The 26,468-nt window shown below is 50.0% G+C and carries 23 protein-coding genes; 7 read left to right on the top strand and 16 right to left on the bottom strand.

Annotated features, from left to right (window positions below):
* Positions 1–16 precede the first annotated feature (16 nt).
* On the top strand, positions 17–703 hold the full coding sequence (locus tag E5354_RS04120) for a Crp/Fnr family transcriptional regulator (RefSeq protein ID WP_123395242.1): 687 nt from the start codon (positions 17–19) through the stop codon (positions 701–703).
* 19 nt (positions 704–722) lie between these two features.
* Here E5354_RS04120 and miaB read toward each other — a convergent pair whose 3' ends face one another.
* The gene (gene miaB, locus E5354_RS04115) at positions 723–2,078 is read right to left on the bottom strand and encodes a tRNA (N6-isopentenyl adenosine(37)-C2)-methylthiotransferase MiaB (protein WP_135946533.1); all 1,356 of its coding nucleotides are present in this window, start codon (positions 2,076–2,078) and stop codon (positions 723–725) included.
* Between the two features lie 206 nt (positions 2,079–2,284).
* On the opposite strand from miaB, the gene E5354_RS04110 reads away from it, so the two are divergent.
* The 6 genes from E5354_RS04110 (at position 2,285) to queA (ending at position 7,836) form a co-directional block, all read left to right on the top strand.
* Entirely contained in the window at positions 2,285–3,778 is a 1,494-nt protein-coding gene (locus E5354_RS04110; protein WP_123395422.1) for a succinate CoA transferase, read from the top strand.
* Positions 3,779–3,925: 147 nt separating this feature from the next.
* A complete protein-coding gene (locus E5354_RS04105; RefSeq protein ID WP_135946532.1) occupies positions 3,926–4,798 on the top strand; it encodes a cell division protein FtsX in 873 nt (290 codons plus the stop codon).
* Between the two features lie 28 nt (positions 4,799–4,826).
* Positions 4,827–5,147, top strand: coding sequence for a DUF3098 domain-containing protein (locus tag E5354_RS04100; protein ID WP_123395239.1), 321 nt, complete (start codon positions 4,827–4,829; stop codon positions 5,145–5,147).
* A 38-nt stretch (positions 5,148–5,185) separates the two neighbouring features.
* Positions 5,186–6,016, top strand: coding sequence for an undecaprenyl-diphosphate phosphatase (locus tag E5354_RS04095; protein ID WP_135946531.1), 831 nt, complete (start codon positions 5,186–5,188; stop codon positions 6,014–6,016).
* 4 nt (positions 6,017–6,020) lie between these two features.
* Positions 6,021–6,740, top strand: a complete 720-nt coding sequence (gene truB / locus E5354_RS04090; protein ID WP_135946530.1) for a tRNA pseudouridine(55) synthase TruB — start codon at positions 6,021–6,023, stop codon at positions 6,738–6,740.
* 46 nt (positions 6,741–6,786) lie between these two features.
* Positions 6,787–7,836, top strand: a complete 1,050-nt coding sequence (queA, locus tag E5354_RS04085) for a tRNA preQ1(34) S-adenosylmethionine ribosyltransferase-isomerase QueA (RefSeq protein ID WP_135946529.1) — start codon at positions 6,787–6,789, stop codon at positions 7,834–7,836.
* Between the two features lie 7 nt (positions 7,837–7,843).
* Here queA and E5354_RS04080 read toward each other — a convergent pair whose 3' ends face one another.
* The 15 genes from E5354_RS04080 to E5354_RS04010 all read right to left on the bottom strand — a co-directional run bounded on the left by E5354_RS04080 (position 7,844) and on the right by E5354_RS04010 (position 26,343).
* Positions 7,844–8,449: an IMPACT family protein gene (locus E5354_RS04080; RefSeq protein ID WP_210433129.1), complete on the bottom strand. Its 606-nt coding sequence runs from the start codon at positions 8,447–8,449 to the stop codon at positions 7,844–7,846.
* Between the two features lie 58 nt (positions 8,450–8,507).
* Positions 8,508–9,647, bottom strand: coding sequence for a cytochrome d ubiquinol oxidase subunit II (locus E5354_RS04075; RefSeq protein WP_135946527.1), 1,140 nt, complete (start codon positions 9,645–9,647; stop codon positions 8,508–8,510).
* Between the two features lie 5 nt (positions 9,648–9,652).
* A complete protein-coding gene (locus tag E5354_RS04070) occupies positions 9,653–11,224 on the bottom strand; it encodes a cytochrome ubiquinol oxidase subunit I (RefSeq protein ID WP_135946526.1) in 1,572 nt (523 codons plus the stop codon).
* 48 nt (positions 11,225–11,272) lie between these two features.
* A complete protein-coding gene (locus E5354_RS04065) occupies positions 11,273–11,509 on the bottom strand; it encodes a DUF4492 domain-containing protein (protein WP_135946525.1) in 237 nt (78 codons plus the stop codon).
* Between the two features lie 233 nt (positions 11,510–11,742).
* Entirely contained in the window at positions 11,743–12,867 is a 1,125-nt protein-coding gene (locus tag E5354_RS04060; RefSeq protein ID WP_246863736.1) for an OmpA family protein, read from the bottom strand.
* Positions 12,868–12,947: 80 nt separating this feature from the next.
* A complete protein-coding gene (locus tag E5354_RS04055) occupies positions 12,948–13,796 on the bottom strand; it encodes an SDR family NAD(P)-dependent oxidoreductase (RefSeq protein ID WP_135946524.1) in 849 nt (282 codons plus the stop codon).
* The gene (folB, locus tag E5354_RS04050) at positions 13,789–14,154 is read right to left on the bottom strand and encodes a dihydroneopterin aldolase (protein ID WP_135946523.1); all 366 of its coding nucleotides are present in this window, start codon (positions 14,152–14,154) and stop codon (positions 13,789–13,791) included. Before folB ends, E5354_RS04055 begins: the two co-directional genes overlap by 8 nt.
* Positions 14,155–14,329: 175 nt before the next feature.
* The gene (locus E5354_RS04045; protein WP_135946522.1) at positions 14,330–16,924 is read right to left on the bottom strand and encodes a DUF4906 domain-containing protein; all 2,595 of its coding nucleotides are present in this window, start codon (positions 16,922–16,924) and stop codon (positions 14,330–14,332) included.
* Positions 16,925–16,933: 9 nt separating this feature from the next.
* Positions 16,934–18,130 (bottom strand): fimbrillin family protein, encoded by a 1,197-nt coding sequence (locus E5354_RS04040; protein WP_135946521.1) that lies wholly within the window; start codon positions 18,128–18,130, stop codon positions 16,934–16,936.
* Positions 18,131–18,146: 16 nt separating this feature from the next.
* Entirely contained in the window at positions 18,147–19,190 is a 1,044-nt protein-coding gene (locus E5354_RS04035; RefSeq protein WP_168353821.1) for a fimbrillin family protein, read from the bottom strand.
* A 205-nt stretch (positions 19,191–19,395) separates the two neighbouring features.
* Complete coding sequence (locus E5354_RS04030) at positions 19,396–20,391, bottom strand: fimbrillin family protein (protein WP_168353820.1); 996 nt, start codon at positions 20,389–20,391, stop codon at positions 19,396–19,398.
* Positions 20,392–20,518: 127 nt separating this feature from the next.
* Positions 20,519–21,547, bottom strand: a complete 1,029-nt coding sequence (locus E5354_RS04025) for a DUF5119 domain-containing protein (RefSeq protein WP_135946518.1) — start codon at positions 21,545–21,547, stop codon at positions 20,519–20,521.
* Between the two features lie 22 nt (positions 21,548–21,569).
* Positions 21,570–22,208 carry a DUF3575 domain-containing protein gene (locus E5354_RS04020; protein WP_135946517.1) on the bottom strand — a complete coding sequence of 213 codons (639 nt, stop codon included), beginning with the start codon at positions 22,206–22,208 and terminating at the stop codon, positions 21,570–21,572.
* 408 nt (positions 22,209–22,616) lie between these two features.
* Complete coding sequence (locus E5354_RS04015) at positions 22,617–23,150, bottom strand: hypothetical protein (protein ID WP_135946516.1); 534 nt, start codon at positions 23,148–23,150, stop codon at positions 22,617–22,619.
* Positions 23,151–23,235: 85 nt separating this feature from the next.
* Complete coding sequence (locus tag E5354_RS04010; RefSeq protein WP_135946515.1) at positions 23,236–26,343, bottom strand: hypothetical protein; 3,108 nt, start codon at positions 26,341–26,343, stop codon at positions 23,236–23,238.
* Positions 26,344–26,468 lie beyond the last annotated feature (125 nt).

The following is a 26,468-nucleotide window of genomic DNA, read 5'->3' as shown; positions in this document are numbered from 1 at the left end:
CTAATATACAACCATTATGGACAGCATGTACGAGATATTGATGGGGCTCCCGCTATTCAAGGGAGTCAGCCATGAAAAAATATCGGAGATAGTTGGCATGGCCAAGTTCCACTTCCTAAAATATCTTCCCAATGAGATTATTCTCAATGCGGGGGACCAATGCACGCATATAAAGTTTATCATTTCAGGGAAAGCCCGACTCACTATAGCCAATTCCGACGACCGATTCAAAGTATCGCAGACTCTTGAAGCGCCCAACGTAATAGCCCCCGAATTCCTTTTCGGCCGTGCTCCATTCTATCCGTGCACAGCCGAAGCGATAGAAGCCACCGGAATACTTCAGATATCCAAGAGCGACTACATAAAGATACTCAACACCGATGAGATATTCCTGTTCAATTTCCTGAACATATTATCGAAGAACGCCCAGAAGGCAGTCGACGGTATCCTGGCCATCACAACCGGAAGCCTTGAAGAGCGTATAGCATTCTGGATAATCTCGTTAACACAGCGAGGAGGAACCGACATAGCGCTGACATGCCGCCAACGCGACCTGTACTCACTTTTCGGAGTGCAACGCACATCATTCCTCGCCACGCTTGAGAGCATGCGTAATCGCGGAATAATCGAATACAACAACAATGAAATCCGCATCAATTCACGCGACAGCCTGCTCGACATACTGAACACAGCAGCCGAATAAAAACCGAGCGACAAGAGCGTCAGGCCAATTCACATATCAAGGTAGCCGATGATGAGTCGACTACCTTTACTTTTACAGTGTCGCCAATGCGGAATGTGCCACGCGGAAACACACAAGTCTTGTTTTGCTGGTTGCGGCCTACCATCTGCTCCTTGGAGCGTTTCGACACGCCCTCCACGAGCACATCAAAAGTCCGTCCCACATCGCGGCGGTTGGATGCAGCCGACAATTCGTTCTGGAGAGCTATCATGCGGTTAAGACGGTCTATTTTTACCTCTTCGGACACATTATCAGGCATAACTTTTGAAGCAAGTGTTCCGGGACGCTCCGAGTACTTGAACATGAACGACGAATCAAATCCCACCTCACGCATCAAGTCAAGCGTCATCTCGAAGTCGGCCTCGCTCTCGTCGTGAAATCCGGTAAACAGGTCGGTGGATATTCCACAATCGGGCATGGCACGACGAATGGCGGCTATGCGGTCAAGATACCATTCACGCGTGTACTTTCGGTTCATGCTCTTCAGCACGGCATTGGAGCCCGACTGTACCGGCAGATGTATGTGCTTGCATATATTTGGGTATCGGGCCATCGTGGCGATTATCTCATCGCTCATGTCCTTGGGATGGCTCGTTGTAAATCGCACTCGCATATCGGGAGCGGCCTCGGCCACCATTGCGAGCAATGCGGCAAAGTCGACCGTAACGCCGTCGGAGCCCGTATAGTTATAGGAATTCACGTTCTGACCAAGCAGCGTCACCTCCTTGAATCCACGTTCACGCAAATCGGCCAATTCGCGCAATATGCTTTCGGCCTCGCGGCTGCGCTCACGGCCTCGGGTATAGGGCACTATGCAGTAAGAGCAGAAGTTGTTGCATCCGCGCATGATGCTGATGAAGCCCGAAACACGGTTGCCCGTAATCTTCATCGGTATTATGTCACGATAGGTTTCGGTTGTGGAAAGTTTGACATTTATAGCCTTCTCCCCCGACTCCACCGAAGCAAACAGCGCAGGCAGGTCGAGATAGGAATCCGGTCCGGCCACAAGGTCTACGCCATGGTTTTCAATCAGGTCATCCTTCACTCGCTCGGCCATGCAGCCTATGACGCCCACTGTCAGCCGGCCGTGACGCTTACGTTTCAACGAAGCCAAATATTGAAGGCGTGAATGGATCTTCTGCTCGGCATTGTCACGTATCGAGCATGTATTGAGCAACACGGCGTCGGCCATGTCTATATCGTCGGTCATCACATATCCCACGGTATCCATCACCGCAGCCACGACCTCACTGTCGGCTACGTTCATCTGGCATCCGTAGGTTTCTATATACAGGCGCTTATCGGAATGCGCCCGTGCATCGTCATTCTGTTTCATCTTCTCTTTTTGTATTCATAGCATCGGCCCCGCGTTACATCGGCGGCAGATGCGAAAAAATTTTGATAGTAGGAGAGTTTTAGCTATTTTTGTGCAAAAATACGAAAAACCGCCGAAACCGTCAAGCCACAGGCTTCCGATTTAAGCGCTACATACCATGTATTTTTCTTAAAATCAAATATATAATCAATTATCGTCACAAGATTATGGCATTTCCCATTCTCACCCCACAGGAAGCCGCCGACATTATCAAGAACGGCGACAACATTGGACTCTCAGGCTTCACTGCTGCCGGTACCCCCAAGGTAGTCACCGAGGCGCTTGCAGCAAAAGCCGAAAAAGAGCATGCCGAAGGCCGCCCCTTCAAGGTAAACATTTTCTCGGGAGCATCAACCAACGACCATGTCGATGGCGCCCTTGCACGCGCAAATGCCATTGGCACTCGCACCCCCTATCAGAGCTGTCCCGACTTACGCAAACGCATCAATTCTCACGACGCCCACTACTTCGACCTTCACTTGTCGGAGCTGGCTCAAAAGGTGCGTTACGGAACATTCGGCGACATCGACATTGCCATAATTGAAGCCGCACGCGTAAGCGACAACGGAGAAATACTTCTCGGCACCGGTTTAGGAATGTCGCCCACCGTAGCCCATCTCGCAAAGAAGATCATCATTGAGCTCAACGAGGCAATTCCCGAAACAATCGAAGGCCTTCATGACATATATATGCCGCTCGATCCTCCCTATCGTCGCGAAATACCCATCTACAAGCCAAGCGACCGCATCGGTACTACTTTGCTGAAGGTAGACCCCGCAAAGATTGTCGGAGTCGTACGCACCAACCTCACCGACGGAGTTCACGGTTTCTCACCGCTTGACGAAACCACTCAGATGATAGGTAACAACGTGTGCAACTTCCTCATCCAAGAACTTCGTCGCGGAGCAATACCTCCTTCGTTCCTGCCCCTGCAGAGCGGTGTGGGCAATGTGGCCAATGCCGTGCTCTTCGGCCTTGGTGAATCCAATGAAGTTCCCGCATTCGACATGTACACCGAAGTCATACAGGACGCAGTGGTTGACCTTATGGAACACGGAAAATGCCGATTCGCATCTACATGCTCGCTCACATTCTCCGATGCAAAGATGGCCGAAGTGTTCAACAACATCGACTTCTTCCGCGACAAGATTCTAATCCGTCCCGGAGAAATATCCAACAGCCCCGAGGTTGTTCGCCGACTCGGTGTCATCACAATGAACACAGCACTTGAGGCCGACATATTCGGAAACATCAACTCAACCCACGTTGTAGGAACCAAGATGATGAACGGAATCGGTGGTTCGGGCGACTTCACCCGCAATGCCTACATCTCGATATTCAGCTGTCCGTCAGTTGCCAAGGGCGGTCTTATCTCGACAATCGTCCCCATGGTTTCTCACCTCGACCACAGCGAGCACTCGGTCGATGTGCTCATCACCGATCAGGGCGTAGCCGACCTGCGCGGAAAAGACCCCGTACAGCGTGCCGAAACAATCATCGAGAATTGCGTAAATCCCGACTACAAGGAACTCCTTTGGGACTACCTGCGCATGGGCAAGGGCGGTCAGACACCCCACTCGCTCAACGCCGCACTCGCATTCCACACCACATTTGCCAACGAAGGCGACATGCGAAAGACCGATTGGGCTAAATTCGCATAATCAGCTTATTCCCAGATATTTATTGGCCGCATTAACCTGCAATGGTTTTTGCGGCCAATATTTTTTTACTTCAATCACTTGACAACGGGGGTTTTATATATTAACTTTGTAAGTCTTTTGGGCAAATACGCCCGTTAACAACCCTCTATGGAAAAAAGACCGAATAAAGGCATATCTACATTCTCTGCCCAGATTACAGCCACAATCAGTGTGGCTCTTGTATTGTTGTTGATAGGCATAATCGCCATGCTCGGGATAGCCGCACATTCAATAACCCGGAATATAAAGGAAAATATCGGGTTTGACATCGTGCTGACCGATACTGCCACCGATGCTGAAGTCAATCAGCTCAAAAGCAAATGGACAGCATCTCCCTATACGGCAAGCGTGCGATACTACTCCAAGGAAGACGCACTCATGAATTGGGAAGAAGAAACAGGGGAGAATCTTATGGATGTTCTCGGGATAAATCCCTTCAGTGGAGAGCTTGAAGTCAAAGTTAAAGCCGACTATGCAAGTTCCGACTCCATCAACAAGATCATTACTCCATTGAAGTCGCTACCCTACGTACACGAAGTCAATGTACACACCGAGCTTGTCGATTCCATAAACCGCAACATCAACTCTGTTTCACTGATTTTAATAATAATAACCTGTGCGCTTCTCTTCATTTCATTTGCACTCATCAACAACACGGTGCGTCTTACGGTATATTCGCGACGTTTCATCATACACACTATGAAGCTTGTAGGAGCCACAGGATCGTTCATCCGACGTCCGTTCATCAACGCCAACGTGGTGAGCGGCATCGTTTCGGCATTGATTGCAAGCGCAATCCTCGCGGGCACACTCTATTACCTGCAAGGAATCGACTCAGGCATCGCATCGGCCATAACCTGGCCCCAAGCGGCGTGCGTATTCGCCGGAATTCTTATTATAGGAATAATAATATGCGCCGTTGCAGCGCTATTTGCGACCAACAAGTATCTTCGTCTTGACTATGACGACATGTTCCGATAAACAACTCTCACACTGAAATATAAAGAATATGGCAAAACCAAATAACAATTTCAAGCCGGCCGTTGAAGACAACGGCATCGAGCGCGAATCCTATTCGCAATTTCCGCTCGTAAAGATCAACTTCATCCTCATGGCCGTTGCCGGTCTGATAATCGTACTCGGATTCCTACTTATGCTCGGCGGCAGCTCAACCGTCGACGAGTTCAATCCCGACATATTCTCAACTCGCCGCATCGTGGTCGGCCCCACCATGGCTTTTCTCGGCTTCATATTCATGGGCGTGGCCATTGTATATCGTCCACGCAAAAAAGAGAATAGCGCCGCCGAGGCCACCGAAAACGACAAATAACCCAACTTTTAACATAGTAAATCTACAATCAATAATATATGGAATGGCTTGACGCCCTCATTTTAGGCATTGTGCAGGGACTCTCTGAGTATCTGCCCATCAGCTCCAGCGGACATCTTGAGATATTTCGTGAAATCCTCGGCATAAACTTGCCCAATGAGGATATTCTTGAGTTTGATGTCATGCTGCATGCCGCCACCGTGCTGTCGACACTCGTTGTGTTATGGAATGAATTTTTCCCGTTATGCCGCAGCTTCTTCACCATAAAGCGCGACGACAATTTCTACTACGTGTGCAAAATCCTCATCTCGTGCATTCCCGTAGCCGTCGTTGGCCTGTTTTTCAAGGACACTGTCGAAAGCTTCTTTGGCGGCAATCTCACCACAGTGGGAATATGCCTATGCATAACGGCCGCACTTTTGGCATTTGCCTACTTTTTCCGCACAAAACCCGAGGAAACCAACAAGCTCACGGGCCGCGTATATCGCCCGCGCGACATCACCTGGCTCGACGCATTCGTCATCGGCATAGCGCAGTCTATCGCCGTTCTTCCCGGCCTTAGCCGCTCAGGCACCACCATCGCCACAGGTATACTCCTCGGCGACAAGCGCGAAAAAGTAGCTTCATTCTCATTCCTGATGGTCATAATCCCCATCCTTGGCGAAACATTGCTCAACATAAAGGACATGATTTCCGAGCCTGCCGCATCGAGCAATGTAGGTATGCTCCCCCTCACGATAGGCTTCATCGCCTCTTTCATCGTAGGCTGCCTTGCCTGCAAATGGATGCTCAACATCGTCAAGAAGGGCAAACTCGTTTGGTTTGCCGTCTACTGCGTCATCATGGGTATAATCTGCATCTGTTGGTAAGCCTATGAACTTTATCGACGGAGAAGTCCTCTATATAGACAAGCCCTATCGATGGACATCGTTTGATGTCGTGAAGCGGGTGCGCGGCACCCTTTTGCGACGCATGAGGATGAAACGCTTGAAAGTGGGTCACGCCGGTACGCTCGATCCGCTCGCAACAGGAGTAATGGCCATCTGCACCGGAAAGGCGACCAAGCTTATAGACACCCTCCAGGCTCACACCAAGGAGTATGTTGCCACTATAGCTCTCGGAGCCACCACACCCTCATTTGACCTCGAAACCGAGATCGACGCCCGCTATCCGGTGGAGCACATCACGCGCGAGCTCGTAGAGTCGACCCTATCGCAGTTCAAGGGAGCCATAGAGCAGGTACCGCCGGCTTTCTCGGCTTGCAAGATAGCAGGTCAGCGTGCCTACCACATAGCACGCAAGGGCGGCGATGTCGACATAAAGCCCAAGACACTCGTAATCGACGAGATTGAGCTGCTTGAATTTTCACCCGAAAGCATCGTTGTCAGGGTCGTGTGCAGCAAAGGCACCTATATCAGGGCTCTTGCGCGCGACATCGGCAAGGCTCTCGGCTCGGGCGGACACCTCACGGCATTGCGCCGTACAAGAGTGGGCGACATAAATGTCGAGGATTGCCTGCCGCTCGACAAGGCGATAGAGATTCTTCAGGTAATCGACATTGAGATGCCCGAAGACGACACACAGCGGAAATAACCGCTCCCAACTATTAACTACGATAATTTCTCCAAAAAAGGTATATATGAAACTTTCTCAATTCAAATTTAAGCTTCCCGAGGAGCTCATCGCAACAGAGCCCTGTGCCGTGCGCGACGAGTCACGCCTCATGGTTGTAAACCGTAAGACCGGTGAAATCGAACATCACACATTCAAGGAAATAATCAACTATTTCGGCGACGGCGATGTGTTCATCCTCAACGACACCATGGTGTTTCCGGCTCGATTGTACGGAAACAAGGAAAAGACCGGAGCAAAAATTGAAGTATTCCTTTTGCGTGAGCTCAATGAAGAAAACAAGCTATGGGATGTCCTTGTAGAGCCTGCACGCAAGATTCGCATCGGCAATAAACTGTACTTCGGCGACGATGAGTCGATGGTGGCCGAGGTTATCGACAACACCACCTCGCGCGGCCGCACTCTCCGATTCCTTTACGACGGAAGCCATGAGGAGTTCAAGGATGCCCTGTACAAGCTCGGACAGACTCCCCTGCCCCCCTATATCAAGCGCGAACCCGTTCCCACCGATGCCGAGCGCTATCAGTGCATATTCGCAGCCAAAGAGGGTGCCGTGGTGGCTCCTGCCGCAGGATTGCACTTCAGCCGTGAACTGATGAAGCGCATGGAGATAAAAGGCATCGAAACAGGATTCCTCACCGTGCACTCGGGCCTTGGCAACTATCGCGAGATCGATGTCGAGGACCTCACAAAGCATCGCATGGACTCCGAGGAGATGGAAGTGACTCCCGAACTTGTCGACATGGTAAACAAGGCCAAGGACGACAACAAGCAGGTGTGTGCCGTAGGCACTTCGGTGCTTCGCGGAATAGAAACAGCAGTGAGCATGGGCGGCCACATGAAGACATTCACCGGCTGGACCAACAAGTTCATCTTCCCGCCCTACGATTTCACCGTAGCCACATCGCTTGTAAGCAACTTCCACATGCCCTACTCAACCATGCTTATGATGGTTGCCGCATTTGGTGGTTACGACCTCGTGATGCACGCCTATGAAGTGGCTGTAAAGGAGAAGTATCGCTTCGGAGCCTACGGTGACGCAATGCTGATTCTCTGACAATCACTTACGCATCGTCATCCGACAGCGTTACGCCGTCGATATCAAGTAAACGCGCTGACAATGCCCCGGCATGGTCGGCGCGTATTCTTATGCTCATCCGGCACGCATTGTCAAATGCCTGCTCGAGAATTTTGACCTCGGGATTTTTCACTACTCGCATCACATCATTCATGGCGAGATAGGGAAACACAAAGTTTATCACCCGCTGCTCGTGGCACTCGATTATGGCTCCGGCGGTTATCGCCTCGCGGGCAGCTTCGCGATATGCCACGATAAGGCCGCTTGTGCCGAGCTTTATGCCGCCGAAGTAACGCACCACCACTATTACGATATTGGTGAGGTTGAATGAATTTATCTGACCGAGTATGGGCTTTCCGGCCGTCCCCGACGGCTCTCCGTTGTCGTTGCTTTGAAACTCCTCGCGTGCGGCACCTATCATGTAGGCCCAGCACACATGACGGGCGTCGTGATACTTTTTCTGATACTGCACAATCACATCCTTGGCCTCCTCAGCCGTCGTAACCGGGACGGCAAAGGCCAGAAACTTGCTCATCTTCTCCTTATACCACCCTTCGGCCGGAGATTCAAGAGTATAAAAAGTATCGCCCATAATCCTTGACTTTTCTACAAAGTTAGGGATTATGGGCGTAGGTTACAAATGTTAATGATCAATATACGTGCTCGCCGTCGCCTTCCATTTCGGAGGGAGTGATGGGCTTATGGTCCATTTTGTACCACACATACCAGATGTAGGCGAGGACAAACGGCACAAGTATCGACACGAAGCTCATTACCGTGAGAGTGAATTCGGTCGACGAGCTGTTGTTGATTGTCAGCGAGCTTGCCGGATCGATGAGCGAAGGATAGTAGGCGGAGTTGTTGTATCCGGCCACCCAGAAAAGGGTGAGCACCACAAGCACCGTACCTATGCCCGACCACCATATACCCTTGGTGTAGTGCTTGGCAAAAGCCGATTTAAGCACTCCGTAGAGCACCATTACGACTCCGATGAGCCACAGTACTATGCACCACCACATCTCGATGTAGTTGTAGAAATACTTGCCTTTAAGCCTTTCCCAGCCGTCGGGGGTGAAGTTATATCCGTCATAGGTCCACAGGAGCACTGTGAACGCCAGGAAGAATACCACAAATATTACTCCGTTCACGAGCACGCGACGCTTGTTGAGGTTGAAGAAGCTGTCATCGCCGGCAATGTTGTTCATAAAGTACAACGAAGCCTGAGTGCGGGCGAGGAACAGCACGGCCAGTCCGAGGATCCAGTTGCGCCAGCTGAAGATGGCCTCAAAGCCATGTGACGGCACCCACTGCGAAATGACGGGTGAACCGGGATCGAGGATGTTGCCCATGCGCACCGTAAACTCTGCGCCGAAGAAGAACATCGACACTGCCACGCCGAGAAGGAAGCAGCCCACACAGCCGTTGATAAACAGCAGCCAGTCGTAGAAGCGCGTGCCGTAGATGTTACCGCTCTTGCGACGGTACTGATAGCTGACGGCCTGCCCCACGAAGCTGAACAGGATGAGCATCCACAACCAGTAGGCACCGCCGAAGCTGGTGCTGTAGAAGAGCGGGAACGAAGCGAAGAATGCGCCGCCAAATACCACGAGCGTGGTGAATGTAAGCTCCCACTTGCGCCCGAGCGAATTTACCATGAGTGTACGATCCATGGCGTTACGGGTGTCGAGAAGCATCGACTGCCCTCCCTGCACGAAAAGCAGGAATACCAACAGCGCACCCAGCACTGAGATGATAAGCCACCAATATATCTGTAAATGTTCAAGTGCCATAGTCGTTAGTCTTTAGAGATTGTTTCAATGTCTTCTTTGGAATGTTTGTTTATCTGCGACAGCATGATGCTTATTTCGGCGATGAGCAGAATCGTGAACACGGCGGCAAACATGAAGAATGTCACCTGCACGGTAGCCGACGAGATGTCGCTTATAGCGGCGCGTGTGGGAAGCAGATCCTGAATCACCCAGGGCTGACGGCCCACTTCGGCGGTTATCCATCCGCTCTGAGAGCACACCCACACTACCGCTATCGACAGCATGCCTATCCACTGCACCACCTTGTTGCGGAGCCACTGCTCGCGATAGTAGACGGCAAAGAGGGCAACGATGAAGAAGAGCAGCAGATAACCTCCAGCAATAACCATGATGCGGAACGTATAGAATGTCATCGCAACAGGAGGTATAGCCTCGGCCGGGCTGTCGAGATAGCCGTAGCCGAAATATTTATAGGTCGAGCGCAGCTTCTCGAGCGCGACCTCCATGCCGGCCACGTCGCCGTCGGCCATCGCTGTGTCATAGGCGCGGAGTGCCTCATGCGACTCCTTTCCTATGGCTATGCGGTCGGCATAGCCTACGCATGTCACGGTTTCTCCGTTCTCGTCGATCTCATAACCTTCGATAAGGTCGTTGATTCCGGGAACGAAAGCATTGAAGTCGTGAGTGGCGAGGAACGACAGTCCCTTCGGTATGCTTATATGGAACAGATAGGGATTCTCGTCGTTGTCATATCGCTTGTCGGGATTCAGAATTCCTATGGCCACCAGCTCCTGCCCGCGACTTCCGTCGTAGAGGCCTTCCATGGCGGCAAGCTTCATGGGCTGATGCTTTGCCACATTCACTGCCGACAAGTCACCGGTGGCAAGCGTGGTAAGAATACCTGCAAATCCCACCCAGCCGGCTACCTTGATCGACGACATGGCCATCTCGACATTGCGCTTGCGCAACAGGAACCAGCAGCTCACCCCTATTACAAATACTCCGGCGAGTGTCCATGCGCTGGCTACGGTGTGAGTAAACTTGGCAACGGCCGTATCGGACAGTACCAGTGCCCAGAAGTCGTCCATGATGTTACGCATCTGTGCCGGGTCGAATTCCATTCCCGCGGGCTGCTGCATCCATGCGTTGGCGATAAGAATCCACAACGCCGACAAGGCGGTGCCTATGGCAGTGAGCCATGTAGCGGTGAGGTGGAACCGGGGGCTTACCTTTTTCCAGCCGAAGAACATCACTGCGATGAAAGTCGACTCCATGAAGAATGCCACAATACCCTCTATTGCAAGCGGGGCACCGAATATGTCGCCTACAAACCAGCTGTAGTTGGACCAATTCGTACCAAACTCAAATTCAAGGATAATACCGGTGGCAACACCCACGGCAAAGTTGATGCCGAAAAGGAGCATCCAGAATTTCGTCATTGCCAACCACTTGGCCGAACGCGTTTTCACATATACGCTCTCCATGATAGCGACTATCAACGCAAGTCCTATCGTGAGAGGAACAAATAGCCAATGGTACATGGCCGTCAGCGCGAATTGCCATCGCGACCAGTCTACAACACTAATTAAGTCATCCATATAATATAATTTTGTTAGGTTAATCTCAACAATAGTACGACAACATGCCTACCGGCGATCATCGGTCAATGTAGTTCTCACAGCCTGCGCGCGGTCACGGTCGTTGTCGTAGTCACGCTTAAGCAGATCGGGGAAAAAGAAGAGCTTAAACACAAAAAAGAGGATAAACAGCTTTATCAATATCAATGCCCACAGATAACGGCCCACCGTCATGGCGCGGAAGCCGTCGCGATAAAAATGCCACACTCTCACTACGGGATTGACTTTTTCGATCGGTTGCTGCATAGTTTTTTGGTTATGTATATATTAATAAAACCAAATGTAGACAATTGTTCTTAAAATTCCAAAAAAACCTTGCCAATTGTAAAAAAAGCGCCTTATTGCCGAACCGGCTCTAATATTTGTTGACGCCGGGACTATATAAAACGACAAAGCCCATCCTCACGGACAGACTTTGCCTAATCGTAAATTATTGTTTTTCTCTTCTCGAAAATGTAGTATAGTCTATTTTGTCGCTATTATTCGGCTATCATTATGACGACACGGTTGTCATCGTTCTGTACAAACGGTTGTTCACTGTCGCCCTTGCCCGACATCGAAATGCGGTCGGCCGAAATTCCTGCATCAAGCAATGCATCGCCAACAGCCTTGGCACGACGATCTGAAAGCGTTTTGTTGTAGCGCGATGTTCCGGTGGCCTTGTCGGCATATCCGGTAACTACCACTGTCGCGCCTGGGTTACGCTTCATGTAGTCGACTACAGCTGCGACCTTGCCCTCCTGCGATGCTCTAATCTTGGAAGAGTTGATGAGGAAAAATATATTTTCAGTAATTTTTTCAACCTTCACCTCAGGCTTAGGTTGTTCAACGGGTTTAGGCGTTACTTTGGGCTCCTCCTTTACGGGAGCGGCGGCTACGGGAGCCGGCGGCAGCTCTTCATACACGGCAGGAACCTTACGGGTTCCCTTGCCAAACTTGAAGGTGAAACCGGCAAGAGCGTTAAATTGCCAGTCGACACTGCCTCCGCGCTTGGAGTTGAAGTGATCCGACATCATGTTGGCGTTGACCTCGACATTGAATGCCACATAACGGCTCAGGTTTATGTCGGCGCCCACGCCGGCCCGTCCTGCGACAAACCATTTGTGACCGGTCCACAGATATTTCAATTGGTCGGCATATTCAAGTCCGTTGGCAGCCTCATCGTTGTTGAATGCGTTGATAACTCCCACACCGAGGAAGGCGTAGAAGTCGACACGCCGGTCGGGGCGGAAGCCGCCTATAATGTTGGAGAGCGACATCACGATGTCGGCATTGCCCTGGATGAAGTCATACTTGTAGACACGGCGGGGCGATACCCACGCGCCTTTGGCCTGCCATCCGCTAACTCCGAGCCTCACGCTCCATACGGGAGCAAAGTGATAGCCCGCACTCAATGCTGCTGCAGGCGACAACATGTCGCTGAACGATGTTTCGCCGAGTGTTTCGGCTATTCCGGCTTGAAGCCGCAACGACCAATAAGGCGCAAACTCAGTTCGCTCGGGGGAGAGCATACGACCTCTGTTGTCTGCGACATCGTCGGCCATTGCGCTCATTCCGGTGACAAGCAACAACGCTGAAGCTATTATTCGGTTTATCTTATTCAATCCTATTTGTATTTTGATGTTTTACGCATCAAAATTACAACATTTGATTGAATTTCACAAACATTTGAGTGATTATCATATCAGATATATATCATTTTACGTGTCATTCCGCCATCTATCACAATGTTTTCACCATTTAGGAAGTCATTGTCGGGCAAAGCAATGAAAATACAGGCTCGTGCAATGTCGTCGACACGCCCCACCCTGCGTGACGGATGCTGGGAGTGATCGGCCTCGCTGAGTGCGTCATAGTCGCCGGTTTCGATCCATCCGGGCGACACGGAGTTGACCGTTATGCCAAGCGGAGCGAGTGACATCATCAAAGCGTGGGTGAGCGAGTCGACGGCCCCTTTGGATGCCGAGTAGGCCTCGGTGCCGGCCTCGCTCATTGACTGTCGGGTCGAGGCCATGTTGATTATGCGTCCGTAATGAGGTTCACCACCCATGTCGCGACGATGAATGGCAAGCTTGCGCGAAGTGATGTAGACGGGGCGCACGTTGATCGACATGATGTCGTCCCACTCCTCGAGGCTGCTCTCCTCAAGCGGCTTGAACGCGCTCACGCCCACATTATTTACAATAACATCGATGTCGCCCCACGCCTCCAGCAGGCGATCCATGCAGCGCTCAAGAGCGGCGGCGTCACGCACATCGACGGGATGAAACTGTGCCCCCGTGGCCTGGGCCGTAGCCGCTCCCGCCTTGCTGTCGATGTCGCAGAACGCCACGCGGCATCCGGCATCGCAGAACGCCTTGACAATGGCGCGGCCTATGCCGCTTGCACCGCCCGTGACAAGCACGCGCCGCGAAGGGAATTTTACATTAAGGGTGCCCGGTCGCGCCCCGGTGGGAGTAGTGCGATGACGGTAGGTCACGCCCTTTCCCGAGCGGTATTCCTCCATTTTGCGTTCAAGATAGTTGTCAGCCATTGTTATTCCATTTTAGCGTTACGGCAGCCGATTCAAGCTGGGCGGTCACCGGCGGACGCAGCTTGGCCACCTTTATATATCCGCCCGTCACCTTGGGGAAGTCACGCTCCACGGCCGACTTTATGCGCCATGCCACATGCTCCAGCAGCTGCGACGGCACAGCCATCTCGGCCTTGACAAGCTCGATGACATCGGCATAGCTCACCGTGCCGTCGAGGCGGTCGCAGGTCATGGCCTCGGTCATGTCACACTCCAGGAGCAGCGTCACCTCAAACTCGTTGCCCACCTCACGTTCACGAGGTAACACCCCGTGAAAAGCGTATAACCTCAATCGGTTGATCTCAATAGTTGTTGTCATAGGACAAATTTAGACAAAAATCTTGAAGTTTTCATCTAAATTCGTTTTTGCGCACCACCTCACGTAACGCACCGACAAAAATGCACATATACAACTCGTCCCGATGAGGTCGTTCTGTACAAATGACCTCACCGGGACGAATCATGATTATGATGTTAATGTTGACCTGACTTGCTTATTTCGGCAACTTATAGAATGCCCTAACGCGAAAGGTTTCACTTCTTTCAGCTCGACCTTTGTCATTGTTTGTTCCGGGATAATTATTTGCATCAGTACTTCCTCCCGATTCGGCATAACGAACTGAAGAACCTTCGACTATCGCCTTGGTTGCACGAGCTAGCTGAGATGCCTCGCTATTTTCCATGTTTTGAGCTGCTGATGCTGACCAATAAAAATTCCCTTTAAAGTCTGAGAATGTCAAATAGTATTCAGTTAACGCACGTTCAAGTTCTCGTATACCGGGAAGATACCAACCACCACGACTCACATCGTTATAATCAGATGCGCCATCAACAGTTCCATCAGCTTTACGTTTGTTCTTTCCATAACAATAATGGAACGCAGTTACCGGAGGAGCATCATTATATAACTTTACCGTACTCATTGACACGTAACCATCAGTACCACTTCTCCTAATCAGTACCCATTGAGTAGCCTGAAGGCCATAATCACGAACAGAATCAAAAGTACGCGTCGACAGACCGTTATCTGCTCGTTCTCCACTATAATAATCATATGGATTCCAAAAATTTCCTGTTGGCACTCGGTCATATCTTGTTCCTTTTACACCCCAAGGCATACCTTTATAAAGTTCACCAGGCATAGTGTGCTGGTCCAATGGGTCATAGTGTTCAAGATACTCCTCATAATACTCCATGTAGGTATCGTCAATAGTTCCACCGCTCGGATGGCTGTAGGTTATCTTCTTCAATCCTCGTTGCTCGATTTCAAGAATCCTTTCTCTTTCGTCCAATATTGGGCCATTTTCATTTTCTCGCTTTCGATAAACTATTTTTACTTTTGCAATTCTATCAAGAATCTCACCTTGTGCATTAGGGGTAACATTTTCGTCAATATAAAAATAGACACGCGAACGTGATTGTTCGTAGTTAGGATCATTATTATCTTTGTCAGCTCTGATTATTGCCCTGTCATTACCAGCTAAAGTATTGGTAACCAAATCAGTTGTAAAATAATCACGAGTTCCCGTACCGGCCTTAAAACCGGCCTTTTCCATAACGGAACGGGGCACCAACTCCATACGTACCCAACCACACTTATCCGGGTCAACTATCGAAACCTCCACCTCAGAATACCAATCAACTTTTTTCAATGGCTCACCGCTCTTAGATGGCTCGCGCAGGAGGAACCACACATCCATCGGGCGCACCGATGCATGAGCATCAACCTTACGCTCGTTTACGATGGCAAGATACACGGGGTTGTCGGTCATAACATTTACACGACCGTCAAATGTATAGGTATTGTCGTCGGAATTACGCACATAGTCAAGACCATGAATGGTGATGTTGTTGACATACTTGTGATTACGTTTAACTTTAAAGTCGTCAATCGTATTCTGACCCATAAACACCTTGAACTCGGCTTCGTAGGTAAGGCCTTGATGAGTTACATAGGAGCCACGCAGCACCATTGCCGATGCGCGGTCTTTATAGGCGATAGTCGGCTTCCAACGCTGTTTCTCCTTGGCGGTAGTCACTCCTGCAGGGAAGGTCAATACTCCATCATCATTATATGCATGGGTGCCATCGGCGCGTATAGCTCCTTTATCGGGATACTGTATATTCTCGTAGGTATAGTAGGTGAACACATCCTGATCGTGGGTGTTCTTGTTAATCACTATGGGATTTTCAAGCGTCACCTTAATCTCTTTTTCAAGTTCACCCTCTCCAAGTACGGGGGTTGACTTTTGGGCAACAGTGTCGGGCATGGTGTAAGGCACGGTAGTGGGCATGTTCATAACACCATACTCCTTGATTGTCAACTGCGGAAGGCGTCCGTCGGTACTCTCCTGATTGGGGTCGAGCGTAACGCGTATGTCGACACGGGCCATCAACGCCTTCATAGGGATGATAGTATTACCGGAAGCCTTACTTAAATCAACGCCCTTCAACATTCCAATCATAGGCATACCGGCCTTGGGCAGCTGCGTAATGTCGGTTCCCTCAGCGGTTCGCAATTTCGGGGCATATACCCACTTTTGAAGGTCGGCAAGACATGTGATTTTGTATGGGTTGGGATTGCGCGTTTCTCCGGGATTGATTCGTGTTCCGCTCTCAATCTCGCCGCCTGCAGTTATGACAGTACCGTCAGGATATTCGGTCGTAAAATAGTTTGCGCTTTCGTTGTCGGTACCGTTGATGTTGGCAATGGCCACGATTGTGACATCGGTCATCGTCTTATAGGCTTCATCCTTGACCACAAACATGAAATTCTTCACATTGGGAATATAGGGTTTGAAGTTATCGGCATTGGATGTAATAAATTGGCCGTTATTGTCAAAGAAAAAGAGGTGAAGAGTGTTGATTCTCTTCTCGGCCTCGTTTTTGGGATCATTGGCCCTCGACAACACTTCGGGCATCGAAAACGGCTCAATCATGTCGACACTCTGAGCCACGATGGTTAAAGGGCCCGAGATTTCAGGCTCGTCCCACAATTCATTGTCATCACTGCAGCCCGTCATAGCGACAATCGACAGTGCGGCGACAATGGCATAGCAAAATTGGTTCTTTAATATAAGGTTTTTCATATATTCAGCTTAGTTAATGTCAATATCGTTATCCGACCCATCTTCCCAGTTCAAGTCATTGTCGGCTTGGAATATGAGAGTAAATTCATTGCCCACGAAGTTTAGATTGGCGGTGTGACGCACATTTGCACCGGGCACATAGGATAGCTTAAAGTTCTCATATCGCCATTCCCTCTCCTCTCCATTCAATGTATAGTTGACAATAATCGTCTTGTTATCACCAAGAGCAAGCACATCAGAGGTGGGATTGGCAGCAGGATTGGGCAGCAACAGCAATGTGGTTCCATCGGGATTATCGATCGAATAACCCATCAATTGCGAGCTTTCGCCCGGAATCGTCTGCGGTTCCGTCATCAAGTTAAACCGACCGCTGAACGAATCCTCACTAAGCGTCTTTACACTCCGCTTTGCATCTGCGCCTGAGAAATCGAACTCACCCATGCGATAAAACCGGCCCTGAAAAGATAGCGACTTTATAACCAGGTCATTGCTCGTGTGGTTGTGGAAGCGGAATCGTATACCGGTCAATATATGGGAGAATACCAGATCCACCTTGCCGTTGCGGCGCGTGTGATCAAACTTCGCTGCAATAAGTGCATCGTTGATAAGTTTATGGTCAAGAGGCGTAGGATTGTCACCCAAGCTTCCGCCTCTAAACGGCATCTCAAACTTCAAGACGGGAACACCCATGCCCGAAGCAGGCGACATTGTAAATGTGCCATTACCGCCATTGGCACAGGCTATAAAGGTATAAGTGTAGCCATAAGATGTTTCAACATCGGCAGTGGAGTTGCTTTTTGCTTTCCATTGCTTCGGATCAGTGTAGGACATCATAGAGCCGTCGACAGTGACTACCTGATTTTTAAACACATCAGGAGTGGAATAGGACGACTTCTGAGGCCACTTGACATTGTAGGCGGCATTCCAGTCATCGCTATTACCATCGATGGTGCGAGGCACACAATAGCCCCACACATTAAACGAGGTCACGCCTCCGTCGCCAAACTTATCGACCAGCGTAGAGCGCGACATTGCCGACCCGTCGCCGCCATTCAACACAAATGAAGGGGTGCCGAATGTTATATAATCGGCGGGGTCGTAGACCGGTGTCAGGTTGTCGGAATCATCGGAGCATCCCGACATTACGGCAGCCGTCAATGCAACAACTCCGGCAACGGTGATTCGTCGTATATAATTATTCATCATCTTACTTGTTTTTTACTTATTGAGGCAAATAGTTTCCGCCCTCGGCATCTTCCCAGTCCTGAATGGTGGGAAGGCTGAACAGGATGTACTGGTCGGGGCCTATGGTGAAGGAGTAGCGGTAGGTGCGCGAGGGCTGGTAGCCGCCTGTAAGGCTGTAGGATGCCTTGTAGATGTCGGCGGTTACGGTCTTCTCCGTTCCGTTTTCGGTATAGGTTATGTCGGCCTTTGCGCCCACGGGGATGACCTGGGGCAGCATCAGCACGGTATTGTCGCCGCTTAGCAGCGACTGAGGCTCGGAGTTGAGCGTGATGTCAAGTCCGCTGACGGTGTGGGCGTTGTCGCGGCCCGACAGATTGTCCCACTTGCCGTAGATGTTGGTGGTCATGCCGTCGCTGCTCCACGAGCCCACGGTGTCGAAGCCGTAGAGCTTTATGCCCGTAATAACAAAGGTGCCGGTGACAGCCTTGTCGACCGAGGCCGAAATGTCGACGCGCGACAACAGGTGGCGGAAGTCGAGGCTCACAACGGTGTTGCCCTGCAATAAGGACTCACGGGTGTGGGTGGCGGCCACGAGGTCGACACCCTTGATGGCATCGAATGAGGTGACGCTAAGGCGGTCGGACGCTGCATCGCTACCCGGCGTAAACGCGGCATTGACCGTGGCTGGGTGGATGGCGCGGAAGGTGTAGTAGCAACCGGGAAACCAGTACTGCAGCGGGGTGGATGCGCTCGCATAGGTCCAGTTGCCGTCACCGCCCTTGTTGACCGTAACGCCGGCAAACACATTGACAGGCTGAGCGCTCCATGAGCCGCCTACCTTAGTGCGGTAGGTGCCCCACACCTTAAAGTCATTGAGCGTGGCCGAGGTGGTGAGCGTCGTAGCACGCGAGCCGTCGGCAGCTGAGGCACTGAAGCGCAACTCGACTCCGGCGGCTACATCGTCGTCGCTCGATGTCGACGAACACGACTGCAGCGCGAGGGCAGCCGCGGCAACGCATGCGGCTGTATATATGTTAAGCCTTGGGCTTAGGATGTGTCGTAATTTAGATTGTTTCCACATAGCTTGGATTGGTTGGGATGTTTTGTTTCTTGTCACATCGGCTTCATCGAGCTGTTGCCGGCTAAAGGCCGATGTCGATTGAGGGGAGATGCTTGTTATAGATTGTGAGGCGAGATAGTGAGTAAAGGTAGCCGACCGAAACGATCGGCTACCGTGAATTAAGTTGATTGTTGATAATTTGATTGCAAATGACATTCCACAGGAATTAGTTGCCTGCAACAGGAGAGAAAGTAATAGTAGAAGCAGATCCGGCCGTCCAACCGTCGCCTTCAGTCCAATCATTCACACCAAATACAATAGGCTCAAGTCCTGATTCTCCTCCTGTCAATTTAACAGTGTAGGCATAAGAGTATCCGGGCTTCCAATCAGGTTGCCAATTACCCTTTATTGTCTGGTTGATAATTGTATCGCCAAGAGGATTCTTAACCTGCAATGTAAATATTATATCCACATTGTTGGATTCATAAGCAAAAGGAATAACATATCCCCAATCAGTAGAGCCGTTTGACTCTTTTACATCAGCAGTGTTTTTCAAAGTAATGCTGCCATCAGTAGCATTCTTTAGAGCCAATGAAACAACAGGCGTTGAATTTATCTCAGGATAGCGAACTACATCCGATTTATTCCACTCTCCGCTTTCACCAAGGAATTTACCTTTATTGCGCACATTGCTTACTCTTACATTTGAAATAGTAAGCTCGTAATCGGCGGGATATTCGTTGACGAAAGTAACATTAAGTTTTGAGAGAATGTGCTTAAAGCTGAACTTCACAGCCTCATTGCCGGTCGCTTTACCTTGAATATCCGTAGATTTTGCAAAAACCAAATCGTGCTGATGGGTTTCATCGCAAATGAACTCTGCTATATTTAGCGCTTTTGAAGTTTCATCAAGATTAGCTCGTCCATAAGTAGTTAAGGGTTCGTTGTCACAGCTATAAGCGTAGAAATTGTATGTAGCACCATCAACCCAGTAACGAGTACCCGAATATCCCCATCCTGTAGAGGCACCTTGCTCAGTGTTGCCTTTCAAAACATTAACACCGTCAAACACAATAACTTTGTTGGCAGCTTGGCCTGATTTATGATAAGTACCATAGACCCAGAATTTTCCAAATGACGCATTGGTCAACGCACGTGACTCCTTGTTTACCAATGTCTGGAAACCGATAGCGTTGGTCTGCTGGATGTTACCTTCTTCCAACACATCGGTATTGGAACATGAACTCAATGCCAAAATAGCAGCAGAGAATAATAAAACTTTTTTTCATTGTCAGAAAAATTTTGTTAATGAATAATATTAATTAAATTGATTGAATGTAAATCGTTTATTACACCGGATGCACCGGTATTATTATATCTTCAAGCAATCCCCAGTCCTCGAGGTCGACATCAAATCCCGAGTCACTCAGATTTTCATCGTCCTCGATGCGGATGTCCTTCACAACTATCACACCGCCACGGGGCTGACGCTGCATCTGGTCGGTGATGTCAAATGTAAAGCTCTTCAGGGTGCCGTTGGTAAGCTTCACCTCAAGATTGAGCGTATAGGGGCGCGGGGTGTCGCGACGCGACGACTCGTCACGGCCGTAGTATTCGTCGGGAAATCCGGGAACACCGAATGAAGCCACCTCGGCACGTGCTCCGTAGGGGGTGAGCGTGCAGTCGTAAAGGATGGTGGCAGCTTCGTCAGATGTCACTCCGTCGCGCATATAGACCGACTCAGCCATTCCAGCCACGGCACCGCGTGCAAGCGCAACGTGCTGCTGTCCGTAGTCAAACTCATATCGGATCACATAAGTGTAGACGAGCGGTTGCAGGCGCACCGGCAGGGGCACATTTTCGTGCATCTTCAGCTCGGGCACTTCGGGCGAATAGGCGGCATAGAGCACATCGGGCGGATTGATGGTGCGCTCACCGGCATGAAGTTCGCCGAGAGTGGCGCGTGAACGCGATGTCGATGTGGCGCGTGCCGAGGGCAGCGAAGCCATGTCGTTGAGAATGATGTACTGGGTGTCGTTGTTGTAAAAGAGCAGCGAGTGGACGCTTGCGCCAAACGACACGTTGCCGCCGGCGGTGCTCATGTAGAACTCCGTGATGCCGTCGGGGTGGTAGGCCACCATGGTGACACCTTCGGGGTTGCCGGGACGCAGATTGTCGTAGGTCGAGCCGTAAAGGTCGGCATCCCAGCCCGACAGCCATCCCATGCCGTAGTCACGCTCCCACTCGTTTTCGTAGGATAGCGTCACGCCTGCCTCGGGAAAGTGATTGTAGCACAAATCCTTGCGACACGATGATGTGGAGGCGGCTATAATGAGCGCCGATGCGGCGAGGAGTGTATTGTGAATGTTAAGTTTCATCTATATCAAGATAAGAGGGGGATTATTTACCGGCTTTCGAGTCGAAAGCGTTAAACCGCCACACGAGGCTGAACTTCACCTTGACGGGGCCGAAGTAGTTGGTGCGGCTTTTGTGCTGAAAAAGATAGTGGTCGTCCTGGGGCTTGTAGACCTTGTACTGGGCGTAGAGGTAGCCGAAGCCCACCTCGGCGTCAAACGACAGGCAGCTCGACACGGGGAACATGAATCCGTAGGACAGCCCGGTGAGGAAGCCCTCGCCCTTGTAGCCTGTGCGACCGCCTTCGAGGTCAAACTTTCCTCCGCCGGCCGACAGCCCCACGTAGTGGCCGTGCCATGGCTTGTAGGAGTGAAACCAGTAGCGACCCTCGGCTGCGAAGTTCATTATCTGATAGTACTTGTGACGACCGTCGTTTTTCCACCACGCCACATCGGCCTCAGCGGCGAGCGACCAGCGGTTGTTGATTCGACATTCAAGCTCCACGTTGGGCATGAGCAGGGCATCGTAGATGAGATTGGTCTTCAGTGCGAAATTCTGTGTCTTGGCCTCTTCGGAGGCTGCGGGGGTGACGCTTGCGGCTTCATGCTCGATCGATGCAGCTGACGCACCGACATTGGCGGCCAAAGCCAACATCACGGATAGTATTACATATAGTGGGTTCATACACGCAAATGATTGGTCAGAATGTAAATAAATGCAAAACGACGAATTTGAGAAATGCGACTTTCCTTTTTAATTGTACCTAAGGCAGATAATCTATATATCAAGATTATAGTCTTTCACGTTTAATGTTCTTTTGCAATGCAAAATTAAGCAAAAGTAATGGATAAAATACCCCTCCCCAGTTAATTTTTGCAAACATGAGTTAATGTTTATTTACAAAATCAAACATTTGTATTGTCACGTTCCGATTTAACGATATTAGGTTAACGGATTAACAATCGCACGCCCCGGAGCGCAGCTACAAGAAAGGCCCCATGCAACATATCCCATCGACAGGGAAATGCGACATGGAGCCGTGAATCTATAAAATATAATGTATTGCGATTACCGGGCGCACGGCCCGAGCCGCTATCGCTCGCCTATAATCTGCTTGGGATTGATGGCGTTGGCGGCGTCCTTGGCGGGCATCTCGGCATCCTTAACACACAGATACCACTTGCCGTCCTTCTTCACCGGGTTGAGCATCAGCGACATGGCGGGAACACCGCTCTTGCCGTCGCGGGCGCGCATGTAGGTGCGGTATTTCAGGTCGTTAAGTCCGGGGAGCGAGAAGTCGTAGTAGTCGATCTCCCACTCCACCACGGGAAAGCGCTCGAAGCGGGCGCGCATACGCTCGCGAAGCTCGTTGCTCATCTCAGCGACATTTCCGTTGGTGTCGGCCGAATGGAGCTGCGACAGGGCATAGTCGATGTTGCCCGCACGCAGGCTGTCCATCAACGCGTTGCCGGCCGAAAGCACCTCGGTGGTGTCGCTCGCCGACAGAGTGGCGGCAAACTCGGCCTCGGCATCCTCGTAGGTCACATAGTCACTTGACTCCTTGCTCGACTTGGAGCACGACCACATGAGAAGCGATGCGGCAATGAATACAAATATTTTTTTCATATCGACAGGATTTTATGTAACAAAGAGCACTGATTGTTACAATCAGTGCTCTTATCGTTATCAGGGATTAAACAATCGTATCAAATTAGTTCTGCGGGAAAGCCTTGATAGTAACCTGAGCTTCTACGCTCTGAGTACCCCAGCTGTAAGCAACTGTGATGGGAAGCTTAACAACCTGATCCTTTTCAAGAACTTCGTTACCGTAGTCACATACTACCATGATTTCGTTGAGAGCATCAACGCTAGAGATGTCGGCAGTGTAGAGGTTCTTGTTAGTAGCGTCCTGAGTTACAGTAGCGCTTGAGCCCGCAGCAGCCATCATCTTGAATGTAACACCGCTAACAGCAACCTGGCTGAAGTCGATAGAAAGAGTAGCTACCTTATAGAAACTGTAGATACCGTTAACATCGGCGTAAGCGTTATTCTGAAGAGCGAAGAGAGCGTTACCGTTACCGAAAGAATCCTTCATAGTGAAGAAGTCACCGAGAGGCTCCTGGCTGGGATCGATACCGTTGGGATAGATTGAATAGCCTTCAGTACCCTTAAGTACGATAGGACGCTTGAAGTCGATGCGAACCTTGTTGCCTGCAAGAGCAGCGAAGGGAAGCTTGCAAGAGCCATAAGTAGCAGTGATTTCTACCTTTGCCCATACGTTGTAGTCAGAAGTACCTGCATTGAGGAGTTCCTTAGCCTTTTCGCTGTTACTGTAAGTAACCTTACCGTCAGCAGCACCGATAGTTGCGATAACTTCAGTTCCTGAAAGGAGTGAAAGAGCGTCGGCACTTACAGCAAGACCTTCCATCTGCTCGGCAGCAGCAGCAAACTTGTAAGACTGAGCAACACCAAGATCAGCTATTGCGGGATAACCGGTAGCAGGAGCTACAGTGTAAGAAGCCTTGATTACATCGTCGGTATAGTAGTCCTTGAGAAGTGCATAGAAGTCGTAAACATCCATACCAAGAGTATTCTTAGCCTGAGGAACACGCATAGCTACTTCGTCGGTCTTACCTACAGCAAGGAATAAGGGACTAAGAGTACCGAATGTTACCGAAGGAGCAGCAGCGATAGAGATTTCAACACCAAGATAGAGGATGATGTTTGCATCGTTGTTGTTGACAAACTTACGGAACAGCTTAACCTTGCGGCCTTCAAGAGCTGCGATAGCCTTAGCGTTAGCAACTGCATAGTCCCAAGTCAAGAAACCGTTGGTAGGACCTGCCTCAGAGTCAGCGTCGTATTCGAGGTTGCCATAAGTGTTGCCGGTTACAGCTACGAATGTATTTTCAGTAGTGCCTTCTACATAAGTTGCGCCGGTAGCGGCATTACCTTCGATTGCATAGTTAGCCTTGAATTCAGCTTCGCTCAATCCGAGTTCAGCAAGAACCTTATCGCTGGTAGTCTGCCAAGTGCTTACTACAGCGTCGTCCTTAGCCTCGCAAAGGAGAGGAAGTGTACCATTAGCAAGGATTATCGGAGTGTTGGCGATTGTGGGAGGAACAGCAGCCTTGTCACCGATCTCAAGCTTAACATAACCAACGAGGACAACCTTGTCACCGTTCTTAAGGGTTACGCGTACGATCGGGTGCTTACCGATAGCTGAGCGAGAAGCTTCGTTGTCACCGCAGTTAACCCAAGCACCATCCTTGATGTACTTAAGAGTTACCTTACCGTCAGCAGCAACACTGGCATACTTAGACTCATCGGTTTCGCTGGTACCTACATAGTAGGTCATAGGATCATAGCTTGCAGTCAAGCCCCAACGAGAAGCAGCCTCAGCCAAAGTCATCTGGCTTTCAGTAGTTGTGGTCTTACCGAAGTCAGCGATAGTGTAGCATACGCGAATCTTAGTAGAAAGATCGAAGAGATTTTCAGGATTCTGATTGTAAGCTATAATGAAATCAGAAGCTGATTCAGCAGCAGTCTTACCGTCAGTATCAAGGTGAACATCAGCTGTAGATTCTGCAGCGGGAACATAGCTGAGAGCTGTGAACTTAACTGTAGCCATAACAAGGCTGAAGAGGTCAGAAGTAATCACTTCATCAACATCCTTACCGGCGAGAGTTGCCTGAAGAGCGGTAACAGGAAGAGTATTCTTGCTGTCTTCAGTGTAAACCACCGACTTAGGATTAACAATATTGTAAACAACCTTCAACTCACCGTCCTTCATAGCGGGTTTATCCTTTACTACGAGTGCAGGAACAGCAACTTCAGCTGCACGTGATGTAGCAACTTGCTCCTTGTTATCGATGGGGAGGAAGCTAAACTCAACACCGTCGATGTTAGCGTTGTTAGGATTGAGGACATAGCTTGTAGTAGCGTTTTCACCAAGCTGATAAGCATCAGTTGCAGCACCGGCTACATAATGCCAGTTAGATGCGACGGGAATTGTAAAGTTAGCCTTTGTTGCGTTAACAGTAATTTCACCGGTTGCATCACCTGCTCCGGGAGTCTTATAAACACCGTCAGCATAAGCATAGCGTGTGCCTTCAACACCGTCAAGATAAAGATCGGGATTGAAAACTATACCGCGGAGAAGACCGTTGCGAGAGATAGCTACAGTGCCGAAAACGGGCTTGCCGGCTTCGTCGGTACCGGTCTGAACGCCGGTCAAGTAAACGTAGTTAGCGTCAGCAACAGCAGTGATGCCGGGAGTCTTGTCGCCCTCTACAGTGATTGCGATATCAACTGTCTTACCGGTCTTTTCATACTTCTTAGCATCTGCATTCCAAGCATATTCTTCAAGCTTTGTGCCCTCTTCGTTAGGAGCCCAGTAGTTACCGGGAGCGCCTGTTTCACCAGTGGTTCCAACGCCATCCTTGCCCTGAGCGGGGATGTTGGTGTTTTCACCATTCTTGAACCAGTAAGCCTTTCCGTCAACTTCGCGGATGTCCCAAACCTGAGCGGTAGTTCCGTCCTGTCCGTTTTCGCCGTTCTTAATGGTGTAGGTCTGAGTGTTACCGTCCTTAGTAACGGAGATAACGATACCCTTGCCGTCCTCAGTAGGTACAACCGAATTAAGGATAGCTCCCTGCGAGATCTTCTGATTGATAGCCTCAATCGCAGTCTTGTTTGCTGCTATTTCAGTTCTCAACTGGTCGATGTCGTCATCGTAGTCCTTACAGCCAACAAAAGCAGTTGACATTCCCAGTGCAAGAAATGAGAATAGCGAAACTTTCAAAAAAGTTTTTCTCATAATTAAGTAAACTGTTAAATTAATAATATATTATTAAGCTTATACGCTTCAAAAGTGTTTTAAATAGCCTTAAAATATCGGCAAAAATTACTACATTTGTAAAAGCACAAAGCTATTTTGGGTAC

Source organism: Muribaculum sp. NM65_B17, assembly GCF_004793735.1.
In the GTDB taxonomy this organism is placed as follows: domain Bacteria; phylum Bacteroidota; class Bacteroidia; order Bacteroidales; family Muribaculaceae; genus Muribaculum; species Muribaculum gordoncarteri.
The sequence above is the reverse complement of the archived record's forward strand: the minus strand, read 5'-3'. Positions and strand labels throughout refer to the sequence as shown.

Excerpts from the sequence above, each read along its gene's own strand:
- E5354_RS04120 (WP_123395242.1), top strand. The coding sequence starts at position 17 with ATGGACAGCATGTACGAGATATTGATGGGGCTCCCGCTATTCAAGGGA.
- miaB (WP_135946533.1), bottom strand. The coding sequence starts at position 2,078 with ATGAAACAGAATGACGATGCACGGGCGCATTCCGATAAGCGCCTGTAT.
- E5354_RS04110 (WP_123395422.1), top strand. The coding sequence starts at position 2,285 with ATGGCATTTCCCATTCTCACCCCACAGGAAGCCGCCGACATTATCAAG.
- E5354_RS04105 (WP_135946532.1), top strand. The coding sequence starts at position 3,926 with ATGGAAAAAAGACCGAATAAAGGCATATCTACATTCTCTGCCCAGATT.
- E5354_RS04100 (WP_123395239.1), top strand. The coding sequence starts at position 4,827 with ATGGCAAAACCAAATAACAATTTCAAGCCGGCCGTTGAAGACAACGGC.
- E5354_RS04095 (WP_135946531.1), top strand. The coding sequence starts at position 5,186 with ATGGAATGGCTTGACGCCCTCATTTTAGGCATTGTGCAGGGACTCTCT.
- truB (WP_135946530.1), top strand. The coding sequence starts at position 6,021 with ATGAACTTTATCGACGGAGAAGTCCTCTATATAGACAAGCCCTATCGA.
- queA (WP_135946529.1), top strand. The coding sequence starts at position 6,787 with ATGAAACTTTCTCAATTCAAATTTAAGCTTCCCGAGGAGCTCATCGCA.
- E5354_RS04080 (WP_210433129.1), bottom strand. The coding sequence starts at position 8,449 with ATGGGCGATACTTTTTATACTCTTGAATCTCCGGCCGAAGGGTGGTAT.
- E5354_RS04075 (WP_135946527.1), bottom strand. The coding sequence starts at position 9,647 with ATGGCACTTGAACATTTACAGATATATTGGTGGCTTATCATCTCAGTG.
- E5354_RS04070 (WP_135946526.1), bottom strand. The coding sequence starts at position 11,224 with ATGGATGACTTAATTAGTGTTGTAGACTGGTCGCGATGGCAATTCGCG.
- E5354_RS04065 (WP_135946525.1), bottom strand. The coding sequence starts at position 11,509 with ATGCAGCAACCGATCGAAAAAGTCAATCCCGTAGTGAGAGTGTGGCAT.
- E5354_RS04055 (WP_135946524.1), bottom strand. The coding sequence starts at position 13,796 with ATGGCTGACAACTATCTTGAACGCAAAATGGAGGAATACCGCTCGGGA.
- folB (WP_135946523.1), bottom strand. The coding sequence starts at position 14,154 with ATGACAACAACTATTGAGATCAACCGATTGAGGTTATACGCTTTTCAC.
- E5354_RS04045 (WP_135946522.1), bottom strand. The coding sequence starts at position 16,924 with ATGAAAAACCTTATATTAAAGAACCAATTTTGCTATGCCATTGTCGCC.
- E5354_RS04040 (WP_135946521.1), bottom strand. The coding sequence starts at position 18,130 with ATGATGAATAATTATATACGACGAATCACCGTTGCCGGAGTTGTTGCA.
- E5354_RS04035 (WP_168353821.1), bottom strand. The coding sequence starts at position 19,190 with ATGTGGAAACAATCTAAATTACGACACATCCTAAGCCCAAGGCTTAAC.
- E5354_RS04025 (WP_135946518.1), bottom strand. The coding sequence starts at position 21,547 with ATGAAACTTAACATTCACAATACACTCCTCGCCGCATCGGCGCTCATT.
- E5354_RS04020 (WP_135946517.1), bottom strand. The coding sequence starts at position 22,208 with ATGAACCCACTATATGTAATACTATCCGTGATGTTGGCTTTGGCCGCC.
- E5354_RS04015 (WP_135946516.1), bottom strand. The coding sequence starts at position 23,150 with ATGAAAAAAATATTTGTATTCATTGCCGCATCGCTTCTCATGTGGTCG.
- E5354_RS04010 (WP_135946515.1), bottom strand. The coding sequence starts at position 26,343 with ATGAGAAAAACTTTTTTGAAAGTTTCGCTATTCTCATTTCTTGCACTG.